The sequence below is a fragment of the Roseivirga misakiensis genome, assembly GCF_001747105.1.
Classification (GTDB): domain Bacteria; phylum Bacteroidota; class Bacteroidia; order Cytophagales; family Cyclobacteriaceae; genus Roseivirga; species Roseivirga misakiensis.
In genome coordinates this window covers 240,774-265,619 of the sequence record NZ_MDGQ01000005.1, presented here as the reverse complement: position 1 = coordinate 265,619, position 24,846 = coordinate 240,774, and the positions used below count along the sequence as shown (strand labels likewise).

The following is a 24,846-nucleotide window of genomic DNA, read 5'->3' as shown; positions in this document are numbered from 1 at the left end:
TTTCTTCTCTAGAAAATGACAGTATTCAGCGGACAAAATATACTAACTTTGACACACTGAATAATTGTTCAAAGATAGTATAAATCTAAACTCGACCGTATTTCCAAGCTATGGCAATTGCAGAGAATATAAAAAGCTTCAATAAACTACTTTCTCCTACTGATACAAAGCTTATTGCCGTCAGTAAGACTAAGCCAATGGAGGATTTGTTACAGGCTTATGAAGCAGAACAGCGCCATTTTGGCGAAAATAAAGTTCAAGAGCTAGTGACAAAATCTGAGGAGCTTCCAAAAGATATCATGTGGCATATGATCGGCCATTTGCAGCGGAATAAAGTAAAGTACATTGCACCTTTTATTCACTTGATTCATGCCGTGGATAGCCCAAGGTTATTAAAAGAAATCAACAAGCAGGCGCTGAAAAATGATCGGGTTATTAATTGTCTGCTTCAAGTACACATCGCCCAAGAAGAAAGTAAGTTCGGCTTTGATGAAACTGAGCTTTTCGAATTCCTGAATAGTGATGAATTGAGGTCGCTGGAAAACGTCAAGATTGTAGGGTTGATGGGTATGGCGACAAATACGAGTAATGAACAACAGGTAGATCAAGAATTTAAAGGGTTAAGAGGGCTTTTTGAAACCATAAAGTCGAACATTTCATTACCAAATGTATCGATGGAAGAATTGTCGATGGGTATGACGGGTGACTATAAAATTGCTTGTGCTAGTGGAAGCACAATGGTGCGAATTGGTAGCGCGATTTTCGGGTCAAGAAACTATTAATGTAAAGGATATGACTGCAAAGACAGTATTAATAATTGGTGGCATTTTAGGTGCATTATCGGTAGGAATAGGTGCTTTTGGGGCACATGGACTTGAATCTACATTAAGTGCCAATGGTCGGATTGAAACTTTTGAAACAGGGGTTAAATATCAGTTCTACCACACTTTTGCCTTAATTCTGCTCGGCATTATTATGCTCAATATTCAGAGCAATTATTTCAATTATGCAAGCATTTGTTTCATCGTGGGGATCGCTATTTTTAGTGGCTCATTATATACCTTGAGCTTGACAAATATGACTTGGCTTGGAGCAATAACACCCATCGGTGGCTTGTCCTTAATTATGGGTTGGGTCTTTTTAATTCTCGGCGTAGGGAAAAACGGCTAACCAACTTTTCAATAGAACCGAGGATGGAAATTGACGAGAAATAGCTCTTTAGTAGCCCGTGTAACAGCTGTATAGAGCCATCGAATATATTCGTGGTCTACCATTTCTTCTGTCAGATAGCCTTGATCGACAAAAACAGCATCCCACTGCCCACCTTGAGATTTATGACAGGTAAGGGCGTAAGAAAACTTTACCTGTAGGGCATTCAAATAAGGGTTTTTCTTAATCGCTTTTATTCTTTCCGTTTTCGTTGGTAGGTCTTCATATTCGGAGGTCACTTCTTCATAAAGCCGCTTGTAAGCAGCATCGTTTAAGGAAGCTTCGGGAGAGTAAATTGTATCTAGAATCACCTTGGCCTCAAACGGTTCTTGATCGGGGTAGTCTAATAATTGGAGCCTTAAGTCCACAAACCTAAGCCCGTAATACTCTTCAAATCGAATGATTTTTAAAACCTCAACAAAATCTCCATTTGCCAAAAAACCTGCTGCGGAGCTCTCGGGTAGGAAGTGATAGTTGTTCCGAACGATCATTAAGTGATCGCCTGCTTCGAGTTCATCTTCCCGAAACTGTATTGCTCGCCTAATATATTGGTTGTATTGGACCGCATTTTTGTTACTCCTGCAAATAATTACAGCGTTTTCAGTCCCATATTTATCATAAGCATACCTGAGCCCATCTTCCAACCTTTCGGCCGTCATTTTGAAGGTGTCCTTAAAGCGCGAAGTAGCTAACTTAATGATCGCTTTCTCCTCTAAAAGCTGATTTCGGAGATTGGTGGCGTTGAACAAAATACCTGACTCTTGTGCTTGCCGCATGACTTCGCGGAGTTCTAAAGCGTTTACATCGACTCCGAAAGATTGTGCCAGAAAATCACGTTCTAAAGCTGGACTTTCGAGTGATCCTACTGGAGGTAGCTGTGCTACATCGCCAATAAGCAATAGGCGATTCCCATCTTGTGAAAAAACGTAGTCAAGAAGATCGGTGAGCAGGCCATTTCTACCATAATCAGCCTTATCGGAAATCATGGAAGCTTCATCTATAATAAAGAGTGTATTCTTATGATAGTTATTTTGTCGTTTAAAGACTAGGCCTCCTCCTGGTTCGGCGGTTTGCTGAAACACCTTTTTATGAATAGTAAAGGCCGTTCTATTGGTATAGCCTGCCATCACTTTCGCTGCTCGCCCAGTGGGCGCCATCAATACATACTTGAAATTGAAAAATGGCAGCGTTTTTACGATAGCACCAACTACTGTCGTTTTTCCAGTACCGGCATAGCCTCTAAGCACTAATGTAGGTTTGTGAAGCTTTTCGTTAATCAGGAAATCATCGAAAAGATGAAAAAGATCTTTTTGCCCTTTAGTGGGTTCAAAAGGGAATTTACTGCTCAGTATTTCAGATGGTTTTGCCAATACTTATGACTCCCTTTTTGACATGTCTTCGGGAAAGATGGTTACCATGCTCGTGGTAGCCTTTGCGATTAGGGTCTTTTTATCACCATCGACTGACCATACCTCAGCTTCACAAAAACTCATTTTCTTACCTTGTTTTACTACCCAACCTTTTGCATACAGCTTTTGGCCTTTCCCTGGGGCGAAATATGATATCTTTATTTCACCAGTAACCACGTGCTGATCTTCCTTTACGACTGTACAAGCCGCAAAACCTGCAACAATATCGGCTAACGTGGCAGTAACGCCTCCATGCACTAAACCTGTCTGTTGTTGATGTTGCAATCCTAAATCTAACCAACCCTCGGTTCTTCCTTCACTGATCTCCGTTAGCTCAAAACCAACGAGCTTCATAAAGTGTTGCCTTTCAAGAAACTTCTCAATTCTTGACTTAAATTGAGGATTAAATACCTTTACCATGTTAGTCATTTGTACAAATATATCTACTCGGTGTTAGTCGCCCCTATTCATGGCCAATTTAGATGCTAAGATTTCAGAAGTTTATGGCAAAAAGCTCCGTGTCAGAGTATGCGGTATTTGTATTAGGGACGAGAAGATCCTGCTCGTTCACCACAAATCCTTAGGGAAAACTGGCTCACTGTGGGCGCCCCCTGGCGGTGGTATGGAATATGGCGAAAGTGCCAGCGAGGCTTTAAAAAGAGAGTACAAGGAAGAGACTGGATTAACGATAGAAGTTGATCGCTTTTTGTTTGTTCATGAGTACCTTGATCCACCCCTGCATGGCATAGAACTTTTCTTCCTAGTCCGCACAAATAATGATGCCCCCATTCTTGGTGAAGATCCCGAAATGGAAAAAAATAATCAAATCATAACAAGTGTTGGATTCTATGACCTGAAGGCACTTATTCGAGAAAAAAAGAAAAGTTTACACTATGTACTGCAGCATGCCGAGGACATCGATACGTTGATTAATCTAAAAGGTTATTTCAAATTTCATTAATTATCCATAAACTAGCGCTTCAATTCATTGTGGGATTACCTAAATAATTAGTTAAATTAGCAAAAATCGACCTATAAAATGAACCTTACTAAAATACTGACACTCGTTTTCTTCCTGCTAGCCTTGTTAGTAGGCTATTTTCTTTATGATGGAATTAATAAAACCATTGAAGAAGGTAAAGAAATTGAAAGAGTCGAAAATTTGGTGAAAGCAAGGCTTTCTCAGATTCGTGACGCTCAGATTGTATACCAAAGTGTTTTCGGTGATTATGCTGACACTTGGGAAAAACTTGTCGCTTTTGCTGATACTGGAAAAATCTACTTGATCCAAAGAAGAGAGGAAATTATCAAATTGCCTTACAATCAAGAGAGATCAGAATTTTTCTATGATACACTTGGTTCGGTACCAGTAAAAGATTCACTTTTTGCTCCAAACTTTGATGTCACTAGTTTACCTGAGCTTCCACACGCAAAAGGTAAATTCTTCTCACTTTATGCTAAAGATTCTATAAGATCTGGTGTTAGTGTAGATTATATTGAAGTAGTTGATACTTACCCTTTCGACAGATCAAGAAAGGACGATTCCGAGATCGACAACAGAAGACCTTTAAGATTCGGGTCTAGAACTGATATTACTACATCAGGTAACTGGTAGAATAAAGTGCGTTCTACGACCACGCAAGAAATCATATCTATTAAAGACGAAAGATTGGATATTGACCGAATTGGTCAATATCGTCTTTCGTTTTTTATTTCTGAGGATGCTTGTGAGATATCGATATTTGATATTCAGAAGAAGCAGCTTCTTCTCTTTGAGAATCGACCATTTGACCAGGAGCTCAATACGGTAGAGAATTTACAAGCTATCTATGATGATCATATCCTAGTACCTGCGGGTTTCTGGAAGGAAATACACGTCTTTTTCAGAAATAAGAAATTCTCTTTAATCCCCTTTCCGGTTTTCGATAAAAAGCATTTATCGGCATATGTAAGGTTAAATGAGCCTACGGACCCAAATACTGACGATTACCATTTCAAAATTCTAGACGAACTTGGGATGACCGTTGCCTTTGGTTACCCCGCGGCAGTCAAAGACTGGTTCAAAACTAGTTACCCTCGGACAGCGCTTTACTTCAACCATCAGAGTATTGCTTATTTAAATGGTATTAAAAATCAGCTGAGAACTAAAGCAAATAATAGTCTATACATGTCGCTCAATGCGAGTGGCGTACAAATTGCTGGCTTCAATTTAAGCCGATTGGCCATCTATAATCAGTTCCATTTTTCTGAAGCCAAACAGCTTGTTAAGTTGGCACTGCTTACAGCCCAGCAATTTAGCGATGCTGGCCAGGCCATTCCTTTATTAGTACATGGCACAAAAGATCAAGTTGAGGCGTATATGCCTACCCTTCGTAAATTCTTCAGCAACGTAGAGCTCGGTCAAAGACCTTCTGGACTTATGATTCACCCGGTTTTTAACGAACTAGAATCTTACGAGTACTTCGACGTATTATCTAACCTTTAATTTATTCACTAGATTTACTCTATGAAGAGAATTGCCGTTTTCCCGGGCTCATTCGACCCTTTTACTAAAGGCCATGAGGATATTGTTAGGAGAGGTCTAAAATTATTTGACGAAATAGTCATTGCCATTGGCTACAACAGTCAAAAAGCGAATCGGTATTTCGAAATAAAGTACATGGAGGAGAAAATCAACCAGACCTTCCAAGGTACGCCAGAAGTATCTGTATTAGTTTATAATGAATTGACTGCCCAGATTTCCGATAAGTTGGGAGCTAGTCATATTCTACGTGGACTCAGAAATACTACTGACTTCGAGTATGAAAACAGTATTTCTCAAGTGAATCGAGATTTAAATGCTGATTTAGAAACGGTATTCTTGATTACATCGCCAGAATTAGCGGCTCTGAATTCTTCTATTATTCGCGAAGTGCATCGCTATGGCGGGAATGTAGATAAATACTTGCCTTACGATTTGTGAAGCATTAGCTTCTTAAGGAACTTATTATAAACGTGCTGAATTGACTGATAGGCGTTGTATTTGGCCACGTCGATCTCCTTTTTATTCATCCACCGCACTTCATCGATACCCTCTTCTATCTGCGGTTTCATTTTACTATCGTCCAAACAGTCCATTTGGTACCAAACCGTCTTTTTCAGAATACTCTTTTGGCCCTTTGTATAAGTATGCCAAGTAGTGCAAACCTTATCTAAAACTTCGACAGTAACATTACACTCCTCTTCTACTTCGCGCTGAGCCCCCATTCTGAAAGTCTCATCACCTTCGATTTTTCCTTTCGGTAGGTCCCATTTACCTAAACGATGGATCATTAGAACTTTACCGTCTTTGTATACTACGCCGCCGCCTGCTTTTATAATCTTAAACTTACTTTTTATGTAGTCAATGGTCTCGTCATAGTAGGCAGTCACAACTGTGACGGATTCAAGACCTTTAATTTTCTTATTGTGAAGAATGAAGAGAATACTCTTTATGGCATTTCGATCGGCATTTCGAATAAGCATGTTACCACGAAATTTCTTTTCGTTAATCAAAAGGTCTTCCTCTTGGATAACTTCATCAAAAAAGGTTTTGTCCTTAATTTGATCGGGTCTCTTGATTCTGAGCGGGGTGTCCTTAATGTATATCCTCATAGAGAGAATTAATTCTTTGTCAATATGGAAAAAAAATCTCTAACTAGCTGAAACAATATCGTGTCATTTCAGAAAAAAAATCTATTAAATTCGCGACATGGGAAATGATCACAATGATAAGCAAACTGCTCTAAAAGTAGCGTCTGATTTACTTCAAATTCAAGCCATTAAACTGAACAAAGAAAATCCTTTTACATGGAGTTCAGGTTGGAAATCACCCATTTATTGTGATAACAGATTATCTCTTTCTTTTCCAGAAACTCGAACTTTTATTAAAGAGGTACTTGCAGAGGCTGCCAACCAGCATTTCCCTGGCTATGAAGCTGTTGCAGGCGTAGCCACGGCTGGTATACCTCAAGGGGCGCTCTTGGCTGAAGCACTCGGGGTACCTTTTATTTATGTAAGGTCAAAGCCAAAAGGCCATGGTATGGAAAACCTGATCGAAGGAAAAGTGACTCCGGGGCAAAAGGTAATTGTTTTGGAAGACCTCATCTCAACTGGAGGTAGTTCGCTTAAAGCCGCTGATGCCTTACAACAATCTGGGATTGAGGTACTCGGTATGTTGGCAATTTTTACTTACGGATTTCCCCTAGCCGATGATAACTTTAAAAAGGCCGGGATTAAATTACATTGTCTTAGTAATTATCAAATCATGCTCGAAAAAGCGATGGAATTGGGATACATCGACAATGCTGATCTAGAATCGCTCCAGCAGTGGAGAAATGATCCAGCGAATTGGGGTTGATCACTTTTCTTGAACGCCAAGCCCGAAGAGGGCAAAATCATATTTGATCGGATCTTTTGGATCGAATTGCTTTAGGTTTTCTGTTAATTCTAAGGCAGTTTGCCAGTCCACCTGTTTTCGCTCGATTAGTCCTAATCTACGGCCAACTCTTTCCACATGAACATCACATGGGCAAATCAACTGATTGGGTTGAATTTTCTTCCATAAGCCAAAATCAACGCCTTTATCATCACTTCTAACCATCCACCTTAGAAACATATTTATGCGCTTGCATGCCGATTTTCTTGCCGGTGTAGCTATGTGTTTTCTAGTGCGCTGAGGAGCGTCAGGTAAATTAAAGAACTGATTATGGAACTGTATCAGGCCATTTTCAACATGTTCATCGCCCGCTTTCATACCTGATAAAAATGCCTCCTCAAGTGAATCATGTGCTTGATAGAATGATCTTAAATAATTAATGAAATATAAGGTATCGATATCGTTGAAGGTGCGATGCTTAAAATTGAGAAATGGTCTTAAGTCGTCTTCGCCGTGATTTAAGATAAAATCGTAGGGCTGATTATCCATCATAGCAAAAAGCTCTTTGCATTTATTAATGATGGTTACGCGCTGACCCCAGGCCAAAATTGCAGCCCAAAAGCCCGTTATTTCGATATCTTGTTTTTGGGTGTAAGCGTGAGGGATACTGATTGGATCGTCTTCGATGAAACCCGGCTGATTGTAGCGTTCAAATTTTTCGTCTAAGAAGTCCTTCAGTTCTAGAGAATAAACAGAAGCCATCTATTGGTGGTAACTGATTTGCACCCTAAAGCGCTTATCGATGGCCTTGAGTTGGGTATAGGCCTTCAAATTAAGTTTTATGATGATGTCATCATTGACGGTAGTGTCTGGAATAGTCCCAACTACTCGCACGTAGACCACCAAACCATTCATTAAGTTTTTGACCTTAACAACCGTTCCTGGTCTTGCCGTTTTATGTAAGGCAAAATATTTTGTAGAAGGTTCTTCTTCATCAATGACTTCCGCCATGCCTTCTAACTCGTAAGATTCAAAATTTCTGCCATCATAAGTCACCGGTTCGGGTACGGGATCTGGCTCAACGGTTTCTTTTACCGAAGTTGTATCTGTGGCTATTTGTATGTCAGGTGTATTAGGTTTTGCCACAGGAGTTGGTGTTGAAACTGTTTTCGGTTTCTGGTTAGTTGCAGCCTCCTTCGCCTTTTCGACTGGTTTTTCAACTTTCACTTTCAAAGATTGTCCTAATGAAAGAGCGTTTGAGCTTAGTTGATTCCAAGTTTTAAGATCGGTAATACTAACTCCATACTTTTTCGATATGGCGAAAAGCGTTTCTCCAGCCGCCACCTCATGTTCAACTTCTACTGTTTCTAATTGGACGGGTTTCACATTAGCCGTTGGTAAAGTGCCACCAAATGGAATTTTCAACATTTGATCGACTTGCAAGCCATTGGATGATAAATCATTAGCCGTTTTGATTTCGGTAATGGTAGTTTGGTACCTTCTGGCCAAAGAAATCAGGGTTTGCTTCGCTTTGACTTTATGTATGACATAAATCTTGTCTCCCTCCTTCTCAATTCCTAGAGAATCTGACTGACTAAAAGCAGTCAGCGAAAAGGTGATCGTCAAAACTATAATCCCAAAAATTCTTCTCATTCCTTAAAAACTATAAAACACCAAGTTTCGTTTTCCCTCAACAAATATAAGTGCTTGCCCCACTATAAAAAACGTCCCTGAGGCCAAGCCTTTCAATTCTCGATCCAAAGGTTTCTCCAGAAGTAAACTTCCTTCATGCTTAAATACGAACAAATCGAGATTATAGCCTGTCTCATCTTTAGAATTTACAGCTATTGCGAAAAATTCGGGTACTTCTAGATAATCGCAACTCCCAATCAAATCCGTTCCTAACTTTGATTTCACAAACTTGGCCAAAGTTTCGAAATGAGGGTTTTCCGATTCATAATGAAGTGGAAACTTACAATTGTCTGACTTTTCGAGCGCTTCACCATCCTTGGTTTCACTAATTTCTTGACCTGTTTTAATATCGATGGTAAAGCTTTCATATTCTCCAGAGAGCGGCGTAATACTGAGCATACCTCTATTAGACTTATTGAGTTTTACATCATCTATAGACCAAAGTGCTTCTTCACTATTGATATCAAACCCGAAAACCGACCTCGCTTCAATATCCTGAGTATCGTTATAAGTTTGGAATACAATTACATCACCCTGAAAGTCGTAAGCGCTTATCCACCAAGACTCTTCAAAGCTTATATTCTTCCAGAGAAATTTTCTTTCAACGAGATCAAACATTGAGAAAGAAACTTGAAGGTTTTCATTGTCCCGTGTCGAGATCAAGAGTTTCTCTCCATCGGGTAATACCTCCCAAATGTCCTGCTCAAACTGATGTGAAAAAACGGGTTTTAATTGCTCTGACAAGGCCTTTTATTTGTAATTTGAGACAAAAATAAGCGATTCAGGTGGGTATCAAAGGAATAAAAAATGTCGTAAGGTCAATTGTACTTCTTTCTGTACTACTACTCACATTTGTAGTTTTGGCAGAGGAGCAAGCGAAGTCTGATTCGACTAAAACAAGGGTTTTCTTGATGGAAATAAGGGCCGATATTGACCCAAGAATGAATCGATACGTAGATTTAGCATTAGAGCAGGCTACATCTGAAAATGCTGATATTATCATCATCGATATGGATACTTACGGTGGTGCTGTGGCTGATGCCAATGACATTAGGACTAGGATTCTTGAATACGAAAAGCCCGTTTGGATGTATATCAATAATGACGCCGCCTCTGCTGGCGCATTGATCTCCATTGCAGCAGATAGTATATATATGGTATCCGGCGCTAATATTGGAGCGGCTACCTTAGTAAATGGAAACGATGGTTCTCAGGCACCTGACAAATACCAGTCCTACATGCGGTCTATCATGAGATCCACAGCTGAACAGACTGGAAGGGACCCTCTTATCGCAGAAGGCATGGTTGATGACCGTGTAGAAATAGAGGGAGTAACAGAAGCTGGAAAGATTGTAACATTTACTACTTCTGAAGCTATCGCCAATGGTTTTTGTGAAGGAGAGGTAACTAGTATTGATGATATTCTTAAACGTAATAATATTGAAGATTTCGAGATCATTGAATATGAATTGTCTTCAACAGAACAAGTCATCTCGTTTTTCCTGAACCCTTTTGTTAGTGGAATTCTAATTTTAGTGATTACAGCCGGTATCTTCTTTGAACTTCAAACGCCAGGTGTCGGTTTTCCGCTAGCAGCGGCAGGTATAGCCCTAATCTTATATCTAGTCCCCTACTACCTCAATGGTTTAGCTGCCAATTGGGAAATTGCTGTCTTTTTTGTTGGTTTTGTTCTCATTGCTTTAGAAGTATTTGTTATTCCAGGATTTGGTGTCGCTGGAGTTTCGGGGATAATATGTATTGTGGGCTCACTCATTTTCATGATGATCGGCAATGACTTTTTTAATTTTGACTATGTGCCGACAGAGGATATAACTACAGCCGCTACGGTAGTAGGTGTAGGCATCTTTAGTTCGATGCTCCTCCTTTTCATTTTTGGTTATCGGATCACTAAAACCCAGATGTTCAATCGTGTGGCACTTGTTGAAACACAAGAGCGAAAAGATGGCTACGTTTCTACCCGTTTTCCAGAAAATATGGTGGGTAAAAAAGGTACCGCAAATACAATTCTTAGGCCCAGTGGTAGAATAGAATTAGATGGTGAAATTTACGATGCCTATACTCGCGGAGAATATGTGGAAAAGGGTGAGAGCATTATCGTAATCAGCCAAGAAGGAGCCACACTGAAAGTAAGAGCTGCGAAATAATGAATAAGAAAAATCAAGATAAGTTTAGCGCCGAAAGCTTAGTCGTCGGAGCAGGGCACGATCCATCGAGTGTTTTAAATTCTATTAAAAACCCCATCTTCCAAACATCCACGTTCATGTTTAACACAGCGGAAGAGGGAAAAGAATTCTTCAAGAAGTACGCTGGAGCTGAAACGCTAGAGGAAAGAAACCAAAGCCTTATTTACACTAGGCTAAACCATCCCAACTTGACGGCAGCCGAATTCCGTTTATCACAGCTCGATGGTGCTGAAGATTCGGCATTTTTCGAAAGTGGAATGGCGGCTATCTCTACTACTATTATGACCTTCTGCAAAGCTGGGGATCTTATTTTAATGTCATCTCCGCTTTATGGCGGCACTGATAGCTTTATAAAACACACTTTAAATCAGTTTGATATTGAATGGCTAGAATTTGAGCATCGAGCCACTAAGGAAGATATTAAGGCCATGGTTGCCTCGCATCCAAGGGCAGATAGACTCAAAATGATCTATATAGAAACTCCTGCAAACCCTACGCTTAGCCTCACTGATATTGGTATGGCTTCGAGTTTAGTTCAAGAGCTTTCTACCAGCGGAAATCGACCAATCCTTGCTGTTGATAATACTTATCTTGGGCCTGTTTTTCAAAAGCCAATAGCGCATGGTGCGGATTTAAATTTATACTCTGCCACTAAATATATTGGAGGCCATAGCGATGTAATCGCTGGCGCCTGTTCTGGAAAAGAAGAACTAATTCGACAAGTGAAAGGCTTGAGGACGATATTAGGTTGTATGGCATCCCCTTTCACCTCTTGGCTCATTACGCGCAGTCTTGAGACGGTGACGCTTAGAATGGAGAAACAGGCCGCAAATACCGAAAGGTTAGCTGATTTTCTGAAGTCTCATAACAAAGTAAAGCGTGTATATTATCTAGGTCATTTAACAGAAGATCATACCGATTTTCGTATTTATCAAAATCAACAAAATTCCGCCGGTGCCATGATGGCTTTTGAGGTCAATGGTGGTGAAAAGGAGGCTTTTAGTTTCTTGAATGGACTAGAATTAGCAAAACTGGCGGTTTCTTTGGGCAGTACGGAAACACTGGCTTCACATCCTTATACCATGAGTAGTTCAAATATGGATGAGCAAGACCGTTTGAAAAACAATATTACTCCTGGATTAATCAGAATATCAGTTGGCATAGAAGACCCAAACGATCTAATTTCCGACTTCGATCAAGCCTTAAATCAAATTCAGTGAGCCAAAAGCGAACCCTGTATGAACGCATTGGGGAGGATAACATCCTGCAATTGGTGGATGATTTCTATGCGGGCATAGCAGAAGATGACGTGCTTAGAAAAATGTACCCAGAAGACCTCTTACCAGCAAAAAACAGATTAAAACTCTTTTTAATTCAAGTACTCGGCGGTAGGCAGACCTATACTGATGAACGTGGCCACCCAATGCTCCGAAGACGACACTTTCAGTGGCAAATTGGACAGGAAGAAGCGACTAGATGGCTACAACACATGTATAATGCACTGGAGAAAGCTTCATTTCCAGAACAACAAAAGGATGAATACTGGGACTATGTTTATAAGGCCGCGTTGCATATGATCAATAAATAATTGATCAACATCGGCTGTGTCCAAAACCGTTTATCCGTCGGAAAATCCACTGGAAATAACTCTGTATAAAAGGTAAATATTTATAGAGTATACTATAGATATGTAGTGATCAATTCGGTATATTTCTTATTGATTTCCATCACCTTTTTCATTTAAATCTTTTCGTATGACAGTAGATCTTTATTGGAATATTGCGCTTATCTCAAGCGTTCTTCTAGGCATCATTTTTCTGCTAAGTCTTTTTGGTTTAGACATAGATGAGTTGGAGTTTGAGGGTTTGGGAGATAGTTTCTCTTTCAACGCCCTCATTGCATTTTTTGCGGTGTCTGGATGGACAGGATATCTAGCCCATGATAAAACAGATATGAGTGGAACACTCATATTGTTTACGTCTATTGCTGTGGGCATTGTCTTTTATATCATTAGCATTTACCTGCTAAACAAACTAAAGGGGATAGAAACAAAAGGAAATGTCACAATCGAAAATGCGATTGGAAAAACTGGTACTGTTTACTTGACCATTCCTGAAAAACAATCAGGTGAAGGTCAAATACAAATAGTACTTCAGGGTGGGCTAAAAACTTATAGCGCACAAACTAAATCTGAGGCTATCAAAACTGGCACGAAAGTACTTGTCTACGACCTGTCTCACGGAAAATTACTTGTTGAACCTTTTAACGAAAATTAAAAATATGGAATTAATCTCACCGGTTATCGGCATAGCTGTCGGCTTTTTTTTAGTGCTCATTATCATTCTAATTTCACGCTATAAGCGCTGTCCATCAAACAAAATATTGGTTGTTTATGGTAAGGTTGGACCTGAGAAGAGTGCTAAGTGTATTCATGGTGGCGGTGCCTTAATCATCCCCATCATCCAAGATTATCAATATCTCACGCTGAGCCCAATACCCATTGAGATTGATTTGAAAGGTGCTTTATCCAAACAAAACATTCGTATTAATACACCAAGTACATTTACTGTTGGTATTTCTATAAAAGAGGGCATCATGTTGAATGCTGCTGAACGTCTTTTGGGATTAACCGAAGACGAAGTAAAAATGCAAGCGTTAGACATTATAATCGGTCAACTGAGGCTAGTTATTGCGACACTTTCTATTGAGGAAATTAATAAAGACAGAGAGCAGTTTTTGAGTTTAATCAATAAGCATGTCGCCAGTGAATTAAATAAAATTGGTCTTGAGCTCATCAACGTAAACATAAAAGATATCACTGATGAGTCTGGGTATATCGAGGCGATTGGTAAGAAAGCTGCTGCGGAGGCAATTAACCAAGCCGTAGTAGAGGTAGCCCAACAAGAATCTGCTGGTGCGATGGGACAAGCGAAAGCCTTTAGAGAAAAAGACGTCCAAGTAGCAGTAGAACAAGCCCAATCTGAAGAAGGTGTAAAACAAGCTGAAGCCAAAAAACGAATTGCCATTGCCAATGTTGAAACTGAAGCCGCGATTGGAGAGGCTAAAGCAACAAGCGAGCAGCAAGTTCAAGTTGCCGAACAAGATGCCCTCTCGGATGAAGGTAAAAAAGCGGCAGAGGCGAAGAAAAGGATTTCTATTGCAAACCTTGAGGCAGAAGCAATCGCTGGGGAAAATGAATCAAGAGCAAAAGAAGCCGTATCAATCGCTGCACTTGAGGAGCAAAAAGCAGAGGCAAAAAGACGAAGTGATGTGGCTAGAGCAGAGGCCTTAAAAGAGATTCTTGAATCTGAAAAAATTGCTGAACTAGCACGTTTGGAGAAAGAAGAAATCATTCGAAATGAGATCAACAAGCGTAAAAAGGTAATCGATGCGGAAGCAAAAGCACAAGAAACGATAAACCTTGCTAAAGGTGAAGCAGACTCTACCTTACTGAAATTCCAAGCGGAGGCGAAAGGTATGGAAGAGCTACTTAACGCTAAGGCTACTGGTTATAAGGAGATCATTGAAGCTTGCGGTGGCGATAGCAAAGCGGCGGCTACTCTACTCTTATTAGAGCAAATGGAATCATTAGTATCGCGACAAACCGAGGCACTTGCCAACTTACAGATCGATAAGATCACTGTTTGGGATTCAGGTAGTGGTGCTGGCGGTGACGGTACCAATGCAACTGCAGGTTTTATTAGAAACTTCATTAGCGCACTTCCGCCGGTTCATGATTTAGCTAAACAAGTGGGCATTGACTTACCAGATTATCTTGGAAGCATGACTGCTAATGACGTTTTGGCAAATATTGAAAGCAAACATAGTGACGCTATAGAAGATGCTGACGATGTTTCAAGTGATACAGAAGACGATCAAGAAGCCTAGGCTTAACGATTAATATATCTCAAAAAAGCGCAGCCAATGGCTGCGTTTTTTCTTTGTGCTTTACTTATCTTCGCCAACAGCATGAAAAAGAGTCTTCTTAAGATTTACTCTGCCTACGGACTTTTAGTTTTTGGACTAACCTTTTTAATTCTACTGCCATTTTTCCTACTGGCAATTTTTGTAAAGCCTCTTGAAAGTTTAGCTGCTCCACTCAACCATATTTGGGCAAGAATTTTCTTCTTTTTCTTATTCTTAAACAGAACCAAAGTTCGGTTCGAAGAGAAATTAGATTCCAAACAGACATACATATTCTGCACAAATCATAACTCCTATCTAGACATTCCTACCGTTGGATTAATTTGGCACAACTTTAAATTCATAGGTAAGGCATCTTTGAGAAAAGTACCACTTTGGGGTTATATGTACAGCCGATTGCACATTCTTGTTGACAGAAAGAGCATGAGAAGTAGACATACCAGTTGGATAGCGGTAACCCAAGCGATTCAAGAGGGCTTTAGTATTATTTTTTTCCCAGAAGGTGGGATAGTTTCGAAAAACCCTCCACAAATGGCCTCATTTAAAGAAGGTAGTTTTAGAATTGCAGTTGAGGAACAAATTCCTATTGTTCCAGCAACTATCCACCGTAATCATATACTTTTGCCTGATAGAATGCCGCTAACCATGCATCCAGGCATAGTGAGCATGAAAGTACACAAGCCTATTTGGCCGTCTGGCACTGGTGATGAAGCGATTAAAGCATTGAAAGGACAGGTTCGGGATACAATAGAAAAGGAACTAGAGCAGTTTTATTCAAATGAAGGTTGAAAAAAAAGATATCGACAAAATAGCACATCTTGCTCGGTTGAATATTCAGCCTGAACAAGAGCAGCAGCTTTTAGCGGATATGAATAATATTCTGGATTGGGTAGATAAACTCAGTGAACTGGATACTGATGGTGTTGAACCACTTACGCACATAACTCAAGAAGTTAATTCGCTCAGAGCAGACAAAGTAGAATCTACCCTTAGTACTGAGGAAGGGCTAAAAAATGCTCCAGAAAAAGAAGGCTCATTCTTTAAGGTGCCAAAAGTGCTTAAACGCTCCTCGTGAAACCTATCTACATCTAGCAAAAGAGTTTGGACAATAGAACAATCAACATACTTAAGACAGCGAGTATAGCATTGACTGCAGTGTGCTTGGCTATTTTTGTATATGCGTTGATCGTTGGCGATAATTTGGCCCTTCCGTGGCAAGTAGATACCAACTTTAAAACTCGACCACTTTTACTAGAATACTTTCAATTAAATGGTGAGACTTCTGGGCTTTATGTGGATCAGATTATAAGCTGGCAAAAATATTTTACAGAAGATATTCGCTATTTGGGCTGGCCAGAAACTATAGTCTTTGCAATCTTCTTCTTGGCCTTAATCACAGTTTCTACACTCGTGACCTATTTAGATAGGTTCAGCTATTTCATTGTTTCAGGTGTCATCGTATTTGTCCTTATCCAACTCAGGTTGGAAGAATTAGGCATTGCTACGGATTATTTAACTTATGGTGTTATTGGTGGCTATGCCATAGTCTCTTACTTATTCCACACTTTTTATCCCCATGTTAGATTTTGGTTTAGGTTAGGGGCAAATCTTTTACTTTATGGCAGTATCATTGGGGTGATCCTGTATGCTACTGATTTGAGCTATCCTCATTTAGTAACCATTTCTTTCGGTATAATGGGACCCGTAATTCTGGCAACCATTTTCATCGTATTTATTGCAGGCGATAATATTTACAGTCTTTTTAAGCTTACCACTCAGGGGTCTAGTAATGGTAAACAAAGCCTGAGACACTTCTTGATCATCGGGGCCATATACGTAGGTATTGCTACTCTTATTTTCTTACAACGCACAGGTTATACATCCTTTAGTATTTATACTATTAACCCATACATTCTTCTCATACTTTCTATGACTTCTGGCTATTTCTGCATAGACAAAAAACTTCATGGTTTGACTGAAAGAGAAGAATCTCGACTCGTTAAAAACTGGCTCTACCCGATCGGTTGTAGTCTGGTTTTGATACTCATTGCTTTTGCTAAACTTACTGTCAATGACTCGATCACAAACGCTCTAGAATGGGTGATTATCATTAGTCATATGACATTTGGACTGACTTTCTTTTTCTACGCTGTAGTAAATTTCACCCCGCCTCTGCTAGAAAATCTTGACGTTTGGCCAGTATTTTTTAAAGGACTGAGAGCCCCTATTTTGGTCGCAAGGTTTATGGCTTTTGTCATGTTTCTAGGAGGCATATTTTACTTAAACAACAGGCCTTATTATCAGGTGAAAGCTGGCCAATACAGTATGCTTGCGGCTTTAGGAGATAAAGTAGATAACCCGATATTATCAGAGCAGTATTATAAGCAGAGCGTCTTTTACGACTTCTATAATTTTAAAGCCAATTTTTCGCTGGCAAGAGAAGCAAAAAGAGCTGATGAAATCAATGACATACCGCTTAAACTAAATAACATATTAAAGGCATCCACTAACCCGAAAGCTCGAGTTGCCTACAGTAATTACTTTGCTGATCGCGACCTACTATATCGCGAATTGACCACGCTTATGAATTCTCCTGAAATAGAGGAGAGTAAAGAAGTAGAAAACAACTTGGGATTAGCGCACTACAGGTACGAAAACTATGATTCGGCCTATGTATACTTTGTAGATGATCGGCAAGCGAATTCTGTAATCAGCGAAGGAAATTTAGCGGCTTTAAACTACGACTTGGCAGCACGAATAAACTTCGATACAACAGTCAACTATGCTCATACAGATGACTTAAACGTCATGATCAATCGGCAAGCTTTGGCCAATGCTCAAGGCGGAATAATACCTTATAATTTGGCGCTAAATAAGGATACTATACTTAATAGACCGTCACTTTTCTACCTATACAATGCAGCCCTGAATCAGACCGATAAAGATAAAGGGGTTATCCTCACAGCCATTGATTATTACCTAGCCAGCCCGAAAAACGATTCTTTTAAAAACTTCTTGTTAATGGCCAAAGCCATAGGACACTACAATCAAGAGGAAGTAAATCAGGCTTTTAGAAGTCTGGAAACGGCAATAGCATCAAGTCAGGTTTCAGCAGGTTTTCCATATTTTGTAAAAGCAGTATGGGCATTTGACCAAGGACAAGCAGCTTTAACCTTGGAAAGTCTTGACCAGGCTAGTAAGAGCGGATATTACGAGCCTCAGGTTAAACCTTTTATCGATGGCTTAAAGCAAGTCCGAGATTACAAAGAACAAGCAGACATAAGCCCTTTATTCAATGCATTTGAAGAAAAAAAGAATACACTAGATAGTACAACATATGTGCAGCAAATGGCTGCTATAGCAGACCTGAATGCCTTTGATGTAAAGACTACCTTAAAGAGCCTAGCTGAACTAAGAGCCTTTGAATACGATGCCGCCGAAGTTTACCGATTACTGCGCTCTGCAATCACGATAAATAAGAATTCAACAGAATTATTAAGCGAGTATATCTATCAATGTGCTCGGTCTGGATACGGTAGCTTTGGGAAATCGGCACTTGAAGATTTAAAGAAGATGGTTGATCCAGAAAACTATAACAAAGTGAAAACGACCTTTGAATCGATCCAAGAAGAAAGAATACAAGACCTTATTCGTAAATAATCCCAATTCAGTAGTTGACATTCACCTATAATCCAGTCGGGCATCCGCTCACGTAAAGAGGTTTTACTGCATGGATGGTTTTTAATTCTTTTGAAATATTAAACCTTTTATATAATTAATTGGTAGTGTATTAAACTTTTCATCCGTTACTGACGTCAAACGATTATGAGTAAACCTGTAATAGAAACAACAGACATTTCAAAGATCTACCAAATGGGTAGCGAAACCATCAGGGCTTTGAAATCCGTAAGCATCGGTATTAATGAAGGCGAATATGTTTCTTTCATGGGACCATCTGGTTCTGGAAAGTCTACGCTAATGAACATGATCGGATGTCTTGACACACCGTCTGGAGGACAGTACATATTGAACGGTAACGACGTAAGTGATATGACTGAAAATGAACTTGCGGAGATTAGAAACAAGGAAATCGGATTCGTTTTCCAAACTTTTAACCTTCTTCCAAGAGCTAGTTCATTAGAAAATGTAGCACTACCGTTAATTTATGCTGGATACAGTAAGGCAGAAAGAGAAGAAAAAGCTTTGGCCGCACTAGCAGGTGTAGGTCTAGGTGATAGAGCTCATCACAAACCAAATGAATTATCTGGTGGACAGCGACAAAGAGTTGCTATTGCGAGAGCTCTAGTAAATGACCCTTCGATTATTCTAGCAGATGAGCCTACAGGTAACTTAGACAGTAAAACGTCTTATGATATCATGGATTTATTTGCACAACTGCATGATAAAGGAAATACGATCATCATGGTAACGCACGAAGATGATATTGCTCAATATTCGCACAGAATCGTAAGGTTAAGAGATGGGTTAATTGAAACTGATGTCGTAAACGACAACCCAACGCGCGTAAACCCTATGAAAAATCAAGCAGTAGAAGAAGAAGCATAGGATTTGAAGATATATACAAAAACAGGAGATTCAGGCACCACCTCACTTTTGGGTGGTGCTCGTGTTTCTAAGGCACACGTCAGAATAGAAGCCTATGGAACAGTTGATGAATTGAACAGTTACATCGGTTTGCTTCGTGACCAGCCAGTCAATACGGAAAGACGCGATTTATTGAAGGAGATTCAAGACCGACTATTCACGTTAGGTGCTGAGTTGGCTACCGAACCTGGAAAGGATAAAGTTGTAAAACCGGACCTCTTCGAAAAGGACATCACTCTTCTGGAGGAAACGATGGATGAGCTCGATCAGAAGCTCCCAGCACTTACTAATTTCGTTTTGCCAGGAGGACATCAATCCGTATCATTTGCCCATATCGCTCGGTGCGTTTGTAGGCGCGCCGAAAGAATAACAATCAACCTTAATGATCATGAACCCGTAGACCCACTTGTGATTAGATATCTGAATAGACTTTCAGATTTCTTGTTTGTACTTGGCCGAGCTATGACACAAGAACTTGATGCTGAGGAAGTTTTATGGGAACCAAGAAAGAGTAAATAAAGTATTCAGCTGATAATTGTGCTGTCTAAATTATTTACAAAATATTCACCTTATTCTTAGTGGTTTTATCAAATAAAGTTTGGTCAAATCGTTTTGTAAGTTGTTGAATATTAATCTTTTACACTTTGACAACCGTTTGCATTTTGATGGCCATTGCCGTACCTTTGCAAACCAATTTATTTAATAAGCTCACTATGATAGATACTCAAACAATACGTATTGAAGCAACAGAAAACTCAAGGATAAGCGAGCTTGATGAGAACAATATTCCTTTTGGAAAACTGTACTCAGATCATATGTTTACCGCCGATTATATCGATGGTGAATGGCAAGATTTGAAGATTACTCCTTACCAAAATATTTCTATCAGCCCTGCCAATACGACGCTACATTATGCGATCACTGTTTTTGAAGGACTAAAGGCCTACAGAAATCCAGAAGGAGAAGTCATAATATTCAGACCGCAGGCCAATGCAAAACGATTGAACGTTTCTGGTGAAAGAATGTGTATTCCTGAGCTACCAGAAGAATTGTTCATGGAGGCATTAACTGAGCTTATTAAATTAGATAGTAGTTGGGTTCCTTCTAAACCAGGCACTGCATTATACATTCGCCCGTTCATTTTTGGCACTGACGAATATATAGGTATCAGGCCTTCTGATAACTTCAGGTTTATGATCATTACTTGCCCAGTTGGGGCGTATTATACGCAGCCGGTAAACGTAAAGATCGAGACTGAATTTTCAAGAGCGTTCGAAGGCGGCACAGGTTTCGCTAAAGCTGGTGGCAATTATGGCGCAAGTCTTTACCCTGCAAAATTAGCCCAAGAAAAAGGCTTCCACCAACTCATCTGGACAGACAGTAAGACACATGAGTATATCGAGGAATCGGGTACTATGAATGTCATGTTTATTGTTGGTGACACGCTCCTTACTGCTCCGACTTCTGGAACAATCCTAGACGGTATTACTAGAAATAGTGTGCTTACAATTGCTCGCGACTGGGGAATGAAAGTGGAGGAAAGAAGAATTTCTGTCAAAGAAATAATAGAAGCCGCCAAAGATGGCTCACTGAAAGAGGTATTTGGCGTAGGTACTGCCGCAACGATTGCTCCGATCGGCAAAATAGGCTTCCAAGATGAGGTTTATGAACTAAGTGATCCAGCAGAAAGAGAATTCTCAATAAAAATATTAAAAGAACTCAACGACATTCGTACTGGAGCCGTTGAAGATAAGTACGGTTGGACTTATAAAGTTTAACATTACTTAACGAGAATTTTAACTTACTTAGCAGCCCAAATGAAGATACACAAACTGTTTTTCATCCTTGGACTGCTATTTTGTTTTGAGTCCATGTCTGCCCAATCCTACATGGTGGTCAGGAAAAAAGGAGGGTCAAGAAGATATGAATATAGGCCAGGGAACTACTTGGTCTATCTACAAAAAGGTAACACTCAATTTTTCAGAGATCGAATCACGGAATTTGCCGATAGTACTATCGTGCTTGAGAACAACATTCTGCGATTAAACCAGATTGAAACTATCGATGTTTCCAATGCCTTTTCAAACCGATCTAGGTTGTTACGAGGGGTCGAAGAAGTTCTGCCCGTGGCAGGGGTAGGCTATTTTGCCTTAGATATTTTCAACGATTCGGTAATAGATGGCAACAGATTATCACTTGACGAAGGAGTAACTGTCACAAGCGGTGCATTGGTGCTTTCTGGTTTTATGCTCAAATGGATGCGCCGAAAAAAGGTAGATCTTACTAATCCAAAGTTTGAAGCCTACATCGTTGGTTTCTAGTCCTTTGTCCTATTAAAGTAATCTTCTGAGCAAATTTCTCATTCAACTTCATACAGGCGATCGCTTGAATTATAGAGTCCATTTAACCACATTTGCAATCTAAATTGCAAACACCATGACAGCAGATCAGCTGAAGGATTTAAAGGCCAGAGTAGCGGCTTTGAGGGGGTATCTTTGACTACGATGTTAAAAGTAGAGAGGTACAAGAAGAAGAATTAGTAACTGCACAACCCGATTTCTGGAATAACCCAAAAGATGCCGAAAAAGTACTCAAGGCAATTCGGTCTAAAAAAGTATGGACCAAAGGCTTTGAAGAAGCGAATAGCGCTGTAGAAGATCTAGAAACACTTTACGAATTCTTTGAAATGGGCGAAGGCGACGAAGCCGAGATTGAAAAAGAATTTGGGAAGGCTACAGAAGTAGTAGAAGCGCTAGAATTCAAGAAAATGCTGAGCGGTGAGGAAGATCAGCTCAATGCAATGATAGAAATAAACCCTGGAGCAGGCGGAACAGAAAGTAATGACTGGGCCCAAATGCTAATGAGAATGTACATCATGTGGGGTGAGAAGAATGGCATGAAAGTAAAACAGGTGAATTATCAGCCTGGTGATGTGGCGGGAATTAAATCTGCCACATTAGAATTTGAAGGTGAATTTGCTTACGGCCAGCTTAAATCTGAGTCTGGTGTGCACCGTTTAGTTAGGATTTCCCCTTTTGATTCAGGCGGCCGAAGACACACCTCGTTTTCATCGGTTTTTGCCTATCCTATAATAGATGACACCATAGAAATCCAAGTAAATCCAGCGGATATCTCTTGGGACACCTTCCGTTCTGGCGGTGCTGGGGGTCAGAATGTAAACAAAGTGGAAACAGGTGTTAGAATTAAACATGCACCGACCGGTATTAGTATAGAAAACACTGAAACTCGTTCTCAACTTGAAAATCGTGAACGTGCCATGAATATGCTTAAGTCTCGACTATATCAGATAGAAATGGATAAACGTAATATGGCTAGAGACCAAGTGGAGAGTGAAAAAATGAGAGTGGATTTCGGCTCTCAAATTAGAAATTACGTGCTTCACCCATATAAGCTCATCAAAGACAATAGAACTTCTGTAGAACGCACCGATGTACAAAATGTACTAGATGGTGATTTAAATGATTTTATAAAAGCCTATTTAATGCAGCAGTAGAAAATGTCCGAACAAAAGAACATTTTCTCACTACAGTTTGTACTACTTTGCTTTAGCTCATTTCTGTTCTTTGCAAGTTTCAATATGATCGTACCCGATCTCTACGACTACCTGACATCAATGGGTGGTGGAGATAAAAAAGGCTACGTCATCTCCTTATTCACAATCACAGCAGGCCTATCACGCCCGTTTAGCGGTAAACTAGCAGATACAATTGGCCGAATCCCAGTCATGATCCTCGGGGCAGGAGTATGTTTTGTAGTTGGCTTTTTATATCCTTTGTTAGGTACTATATGGGCCTTTTTTCTACTGAGGTTTTTGCATGGATTTTCGACAGGATTTAAACCCACCGGCACTTCAGCATACATCGCCGACATAGTTCCACAACATAGACGTGGCGAAGCCATGGGATACTCCGGGCTTTTTGGCAGTATAGGTATGGCCGCAGGACCAAGCTTTGGTCCTAAAATCACTGAAGCCTTTGGCCTTGAGACCATGTTTTATACCTCTTCGGCATTGGCACTTTTATCTGTGCTGATTTTAGTAGGCATGAAAGAAACATTAAAGGACAAAAAACCCTTCCACCCTCGCCTGCTTAAAATCAAACGAAATGAAATATTTGAACCAAGGGTTTTTAATCCATCCTTGTTCTTCTTGCTGACTTCTTTTTCTTTTGGAGCCGCCCTCACCTTGATGCCCGACCTAGCCATTAATGTAGGGTTCAGCCAAGGAAACAAGGGAATCTTTTTTGCCATCTTCGTATTATCCTCATTAATTGTAAGAGTACTTGCAGGCAAAGCTTCGGATAAATTTGGCCGAGTGATCGTTTTAAAGTTCGCAGCAGTAGCGATAGTCATAGCAGATTTAATGGTAGCCTTTACTACTACTCAAACTATGCTGATCGCCAGTTCCATTGTTTTCGGTGTGGCAGTTGGTATGAATACACCTACTATTTATGCCTGGACTATAGACTTGAGTCTGGAAAAAGCACGAGGAAAGGGGATTGCCACCATGTATATTGCACTTGAAATTGGTATAGGTCTTGGCGCATTTATCAGTGGTTATATATATGCAAATAGAATAGAAAACCTGCAATTAGCATTTATCACATGTGCCAGCTTGGCGCTAGCTGGTTTTTTATTCCTAAACTTTGGACTCGGGTGGTCCAAAAGAGTATTTCATAGATATTTGACAGATGAAGGTTGATAAATCACTTTTTCCCTTTCTGGTTATTTCAATAATCGACTTGGCCGGTCGGTTAAACAACATGGACGAATTGACTCAAATTTCGAAGTCGTTGTTAATGCCATCACTTCTCTTTTTTGTCTACCGAACCTGCCCTTCGTCATTGCTTAAACAGTTTTTAATGATGGCACTTGGCCTCTCTTTCATCGGTGATGTACTGCTTTTATTCGGAAATCAGGGTAATTATTTCACGCTAGGGCTTGGCTGTTTTTTAGTCGCCCACTTGGTTTATACCTTCATTTTTTTCAATGCGAATGATGCAACAGAACGTAAAATGAAACTACAGTGGCAGGACGGGGTTTTCGTGTTATACGGTCTAATTATATTCTCTATCATCAAGGATGGACTTGGTACATTGTACATACCCACGCTACTTTATATTGTAGTGATTTGCCTGATGATTATGACAGCCAGAAAGCGATGGAAGAAGACAAGTTCAGAGAGTTTTTGGCTAGTTATGTCTGGCGCCACATTATTTGTAATTAGTGACACGCTACTGGCGCTAGATAAATTCTACATGAGCTTCCAAGCCGCAGATTTCTTGATTATGCTTACCTACATTTCGGCGCAGGCACTAATTGCACTGGGCCTCATCGCTTTTATACAAAAAATCCGGCCAGAAGCCGGATCTTGATTCGAATCTATATA

At 40.0% G+C, this 24,846-nt stretch carries 28 protein-coding genes; 22 read left to right on the top strand and 6 right to left on the bottom strand.

Translation table 11 applies throughout. From position 1 onward, the window contains the following. Positions 1 to 110: 110 nt before the first annotated feature. A complete protein-coding gene (locus tag BFP71_RS08890; RefSeq protein ID WP_069835136.1) occupies positions 111 to 782 on the top strand; it encodes a YggS family pyridoxal phosphate-dependent enzyme in 672 nt (223 codons plus the stop codon). Positions 783 to 792: 10 nt separating this feature from the next. Continuing rightward, complete coding sequence (locus BFP71_RS08885) at positions 793 to 1,170, top strand: DUF423 domain-containing protein (RefSeq protein ID WP_069835135.1); 378 nt, start codon at positions 793 to 795, stop codon at positions 1,168 to 1,170. An 8-nt stretch (positions 1,171 to 1,178) separates the two neighbouring features. On the opposite strand, the gene BFP71_RS08880 is transcribed toward BFP71_RS08885, so the two are convergent. Together BFP71_RS08880 and BFP71_RS08875 are read right to left on the bottom strand one after the other, a co-directional pair. Then, the gene (locus tag BFP71_RS08880; protein WP_069835134.1) at positions 1,179 to 2,579 is read right to left on the bottom strand and encodes an ATP-dependent DNA helicase; all 1,401 of its coding nucleotides are present in this window, start codon (positions 2,577 to 2,579) and stop codon (positions 1,179 to 1,181) included. A gap of 3 nt (positions 2,580 to 2,582) precedes the next feature. Continuing rightward, a complete protein-coding gene (locus BFP71_RS08875; RefSeq protein ID WP_069837012.1) occupies positions 2,583 to 3,038 on the bottom strand; it encodes a PaaI family thioesterase in 456 nt (151 codons plus the stop codon). A 49-nt stretch (positions 3,039 to 3,087) separates the two neighbouring features. On the opposite strand from BFP71_RS08875, the gene BFP71_RS08870 reads away from it, so the two are divergent. The 4 genes from BFP71_RS08870 to coaD all read left to right on the top strand — a co-directional run bounded on the left by BFP71_RS08870 (position 3,088) and on the right by coaD (position 5,580). Further along, on the top strand, positions 3,088 to 3,579 hold the full coding sequence (locus BFP71_RS08870) for an NUDIX domain-containing protein (protein WP_069835133.1): 492 nt from the start codon (positions 3,088 to 3,090) through the stop codon (positions 3,577 to 3,579). Between the two features lie 78 nt (positions 3,580 to 3,657). Beyond that, positions 3,658 to 4,233 (top strand): hypothetical protein, encoded by a 576-nt coding sequence (locus BFP71_RS08865; protein WP_069835132.1) that lies wholly within the window; start codon positions 3,658 to 3,660, stop codon positions 4,231 to 4,233. A gap of 6 nt (positions 4,234 to 4,239) precedes the next feature. After that, entirely contained in the window at positions 4,240 to 5,103 is an 864-nt protein-coding gene (locus BFP71_RS08860; protein WP_069835131.1) for a DUF3822 family protein, read from the top strand. A gap of 21 nt (positions 5,104 to 5,124) precedes the next feature. After that, on the top strand, positions 5,125 to 5,580 hold the full coding sequence (gene coaD / locus BFP71_RS08855) for a pantetheine-phosphate adenylyltransferase (protein ID WP_069835130.1): 456 nt from the start codon (positions 5,125 to 5,127) through the stop codon (positions 5,578 to 5,580). Here coaD and BFP71_RS08850 read toward each other — a convergent pair. Beyond that, positions 5,568 to 6,251: an NUDIX hydrolase gene (locus BFP71_RS08850; RefSeq protein WP_069835129.1), complete on the bottom strand. Its 684-nt coding sequence runs from the start codon at positions 6,249 to 6,251 to the stop codon at positions 5,568 to 5,570. The two genes, coaD and BFP71_RS08850, sit on opposite strands and share 13 nt — an antisense overlap. A 97-nt stretch (positions 6,252 to 6,348) precedes the next feature. Between BFP71_RS08850 and pyrE the strand changes: the two genes are divergently transcribed. Next, positions 6,349 to 6,996, top strand: coding sequence for an orotate phosphoribosyltransferase (gene pyrE / locus BFP71_RS08845; RefSeq protein ID WP_069835128.1), 648 nt, complete (start codon positions 6,349 to 6,351; stop codon positions 6,994 to 6,996). Here pyrE and BFP71_RS08840 read toward each other — a convergent pair whose 3' ends face one another. From BFP71_RS08840 to BFP71_RS08830, 3 genes are read right to left on the bottom strand one after another with little or no spacing between them, the layout of a single operon-like run. Beyond that, entirely contained in the window at positions 6,997 to 7,776 is a 780-nt protein-coding gene (locus BFP71_RS08840) for a TIGR02757 family protein (RefSeq protein WP_069835127.1), read from the bottom strand. Continuing rightward, a complete protein-coding gene (locus BFP71_RS08835) occupies positions 7,777 to 8,667 on the bottom strand; it encodes a LysM peptidoglycan-binding domain-containing protein (RefSeq protein ID WP_069835126.1) in 891 nt (296 codons plus the stop codon). A gap of 3 nt (positions 8,668 to 8,670) precedes the next feature. After that, positions 8,671 to 9,450, bottom strand: a complete 780-nt coding sequence (locus BFP71_RS08830) for a DUF4905 domain-containing protein (protein WP_069835125.1) — start codon at positions 9,448 to 9,450, stop codon at positions 8,671 to 8,673. Between the two features lie 41 nt (positions 9,451 to 9,491). Here BFP71_RS08830 and BFP71_RS08825 point away from each other — a divergent pair, with 41 nt between their 5' ends. The 15 genes from BFP71_RS08825 (at position 9,492) to BFP71_RS08755 (ending at position 24,832) form a co-directional block, all read left to right on the top strand. Then, positions 9,492 to 10,871, top strand: a complete 1,380-nt coding sequence (locus BFP71_RS08825) for an NfeD family protein (RefSeq protein ID WP_245701830.1) — start codon at positions 9,492 to 9,494, stop codon at positions 10,869 to 10,871. After that, on the top strand, positions 10,871 to 12,130 hold the full coding sequence (locus tag BFP71_RS08820) for an aminotransferase class I/II-fold pyridoxal phosphate-dependent enzyme (RefSeq protein WP_069835124.1): 1,260 nt from the start codon (positions 10,871 to 10,873) through the stop codon (positions 12,128 to 12,130). Before BFP71_RS08825 ends, BFP71_RS08820 begins: the two co-directional genes overlap by 1 nt. Next, positions 12,127 to 12,498, top strand: coding sequence for a globin domain-containing protein (locus tag BFP71_RS08815; protein ID WP_069835123.1), 372 nt, complete (start codon positions 12,127 to 12,129; stop codon positions 12,496 to 12,498). Before BFP71_RS08820 ends, BFP71_RS08815 begins: the two co-directional genes overlap by 4 nt. Before the next feature lie 166 nt (positions 12,499 to 12,664). Further along, on the top strand, positions 12,665 to 13,186 hold the full coding sequence (locus BFP71_RS08810) for an NfeD family protein (protein WP_069835122.1): 522 nt from the start codon (positions 12,665 to 12,667) through the stop codon (positions 13,184 to 13,186). 4 nt (positions 13,187 to 13,190) lie between these two features. Then, positions 13,191 to 14,798 (top strand): flotillin family protein, encoded by a 1,608-nt coding sequence (locus tag BFP71_RS08805; RefSeq protein WP_088125130.1) that lies wholly within the window; start codon positions 13,191 to 13,193, stop codon positions 14,796 to 14,798. Between the two features lie 81 nt (positions 14,799 to 14,879). Next, positions 14,880 to 15,623 (top strand): lysophospholipid acyltransferase family protein, encoded by a 744-nt coding sequence (locus tag BFP71_RS08800; protein WP_069835120.1) that lies wholly within the window; start codon positions 14,880 to 14,882, stop codon positions 15,621 to 15,623. Then, entirely contained in the window at positions 15,613 to 15,909 is a 297-nt protein-coding gene (gene gatC, locus BFP71_RS08795; protein WP_069835119.1) for an Asp-tRNA(Asn)/Glu-tRNA(Gln) amidotransferase subunit GatC, read from the top strand. Before BFP71_RS08800 ends, gatC begins: the two co-directional genes overlap by 11 nt. A 26-nt stretch (positions 15,910 to 15,935) precedes the next feature. Continuing rightward, entirely contained in the window at positions 15,936 to 18,494 is a 2,559-nt protein-coding gene (locus BFP71_RS08790) for a hypothetical protein (RefSeq protein WP_141719717.1), read from the top strand. A gap of 165 nt (positions 18,495 to 18,659) precedes the next feature. Further along, positions 18,660 to 19,400, top strand: coding sequence for an ABC transporter ATP-binding protein (locus BFP71_RS08785; protein WP_069835117.1), 741 nt, complete (start codon positions 18,660 to 18,662; stop codon positions 19,398 to 19,400). A gap of 3 nt (positions 19,401 to 19,403) precedes the next feature. Further along, positions 19,404 to 19,958, top strand: coding sequence for a cob(I)yrinic acid a,c-diamide adenosyltransferase (locus BFP71_RS08780; RefSeq protein WP_069835116.1), 555 nt, complete (start codon positions 19,404 to 19,406; stop codon positions 19,956 to 19,958). Between the two features lie 194 nt (positions 19,959 to 20,152). Beyond that, positions 20,153 to 21,217, top strand: coding sequence for a branched-chain amino acid aminotransferase (locus tag BFP71_RS08775; protein ID WP_069837010.1), 1,065 nt, complete (start codon positions 20,153 to 20,155; stop codon positions 21,215 to 21,217). A gap of 39 nt (positions 21,218 to 21,256) precedes the next feature. Beyond that, positions 21,257 to 21,760 (top strand): hypothetical protein, encoded by a 504-nt coding sequence (locus BFP71_RS08770; protein WP_141719716.1) that lies wholly within the window; start codon positions 21,257 to 21,259, stop codon positions 21,758 to 21,760. A gap of 115 nt (positions 21,761 to 21,875) precedes the next feature. Next, positions 21,876 to 22,953, top strand: a protein-coding gene (prfB, locus tag BFP71_RS08765; RefSeq protein WP_141719715.1) for a peptide chain release factor 2 whose coding sequence is annotated in 2 segments (ribosomal slippage) — positions 21,876 to 21,935 and positions 21,937 to 22,953 — 1,077 coding nt in all. Because the reading frame shifts where the segments join, the coding sequence is not laid out codon by codon here. A 3-nt stretch (positions 22,954 to 22,956) separates the two neighbouring features. After that, on the top strand, positions 22,957 to 24,159 hold the full coding sequence (locus BFP71_RS08760; protein ID WP_069835113.1) for an MFS transporter: 1,203 nt from the start codon (positions 22,957 to 22,959) through the stop codon (positions 24,157 to 24,159). Further along, entirely contained in the window at positions 24,149 to 24,832 is a 684-nt protein-coding gene (locus BFP71_RS08755; RefSeq protein ID WP_069835112.1) for a lysoplasmalogenase, read from the top strand. The genes BFP71_RS08760 and BFP71_RS08755 overlap by 11 nt, the downstream gene beginning before the upstream one ends. The last annotated feature ends 14 nt before the right edge of the window (positions 24,833 to 24,846 follow it).

Excerpts from the sequence above, each read along its gene's own strand:
- BFP71_RS08890 (WP_069835136.1), top strand. The coding sequence starts at position 111 with ATGGCAATTGCAGAGAATATAAAAAGCTTCAATAAACTACTTTCTCCT.
- BFP71_RS08885 (WP_069835135.1), top strand. The coding sequence starts at position 793 with ATGACTGCAAAGACAGTATTAATAATTGGTGGCATTTTAGGTGCATTA.
- BFP71_RS08875 (WP_069837012.1), bottom strand. The coding sequence starts at position 3,038 with ATGGTAAAGGTATTTAATCCTCAATTTAAGTCAAGAATTGAGAAGTTT.
- BFP71_RS08870 (WP_069835133.1), top strand. The coding sequence starts at position 3,088 with ATGGCCAATTTAGATGCTAAGATTTCAGAAGTTTATGGCAAAAAGCTC.
- BFP71_RS08865 (WP_069835132.1), top strand. The coding sequence starts at position 3,658 with ATGAACCTTACTAAAATACTGACACTCGTTTTCTTCCTGCTAGCCTTG.
- coaD (WP_069835130.1), top strand. The coding sequence starts at position 5,125 with ATGAAGAGAATTGCCGTTTTCCCGGGCTCATTCGACCCTTTTACTAAA.
- BFP71_RS08850 (WP_069835129.1), bottom strand. The coding sequence starts at position 6,251 with ATGAGGATATACATTAAGGACACCCCGCTCAGAATCAAGAGACCCGAT.
- pyrE (WP_069835128.1), top strand. The coding sequence starts at position 6,349 with ATGGGAAATGATCACAATGATAAGCAAACTGCTCTAAAAGTAGCGTCT.
- BFP71_RS08840 (WP_069835127.1), bottom strand. The coding sequence starts at position 7,776 with ATGGCTTCTGTTTATTCTCTAGAACTGAAGGACTTCTTAGACGAAAAA.
- BFP71_RS08835 (WP_069835126.1), bottom strand. The coding sequence starts at position 8,667 with ATGAGAAGAATTTTTGGGATTATAGTTTTGACGATCACCTTTTCGCTG.
- BFP71_RS08820 (WP_069835124.1), top strand. The coding sequence starts at position 10,871 with ATGAATAAGAAAAATCAAGATAAGTTTAGCGCCGAAAGCTTAGTCGTC.
- BFP71_RS08810 (WP_069835122.1), top strand. The coding sequence starts at position 12,665 with ATGACAGTAGATCTTTATTGGAATATTGCGCTTATCTCAAGCGTTCTT.
- BFP71_RS08805 (WP_088125130.1), top strand. The coding sequence starts at position 13,191 with ATGGAATTAATCTCACCGGTTATCGGCATAGCTGTCGGCTTTTTTTTA.
- BFP71_RS08800 (WP_069835120.1), top strand. The coding sequence starts at position 14,880 with ATGAAAAAGAGTCTTCTTAAGATTTACTCTGCCTACGGACTTTTAGTT.
- gatC (WP_069835119.1), top strand. The coding sequence starts at position 15,613 with ATGAAGGTTGAAAAAAAAGATATCGACAAAATAGCACATCTTGCTCGG.
- BFP71_RS08785 (WP_069835117.1), top strand. The coding sequence starts at position 18,660 with ATGAGTAAACCTGTAATAGAAACAACAGACATTTCAAAGATCTACCAA.
- BFP71_RS08775 (WP_069837010.1), top strand. The coding sequence starts at position 20,153 with ATGATAGATACTCAAACAATACGTATTGAAGCAACAGAAAACTCAAGG.
- BFP71_RS08770 (WP_141719716.1), top strand. The coding sequence starts at position 21,257 with ATGAAGATACACAAACTGTTTTTCATCCTTGGACTGCTATTTTGTTTT.
- BFP71_RS08760 (WP_069835113.1), top strand. The coding sequence starts at position 22,957 with ATGTCCGAACAAAAGAACATTTTCTCACTACAGTTTGTACTACTTTGC.
- BFP71_RS08755 (WP_069835112.1), top strand. The coding sequence starts at position 24,149 with ATGAAGGTTGATAAATCACTTTTTCCCTTTCTGGTTATTTCAATAATC.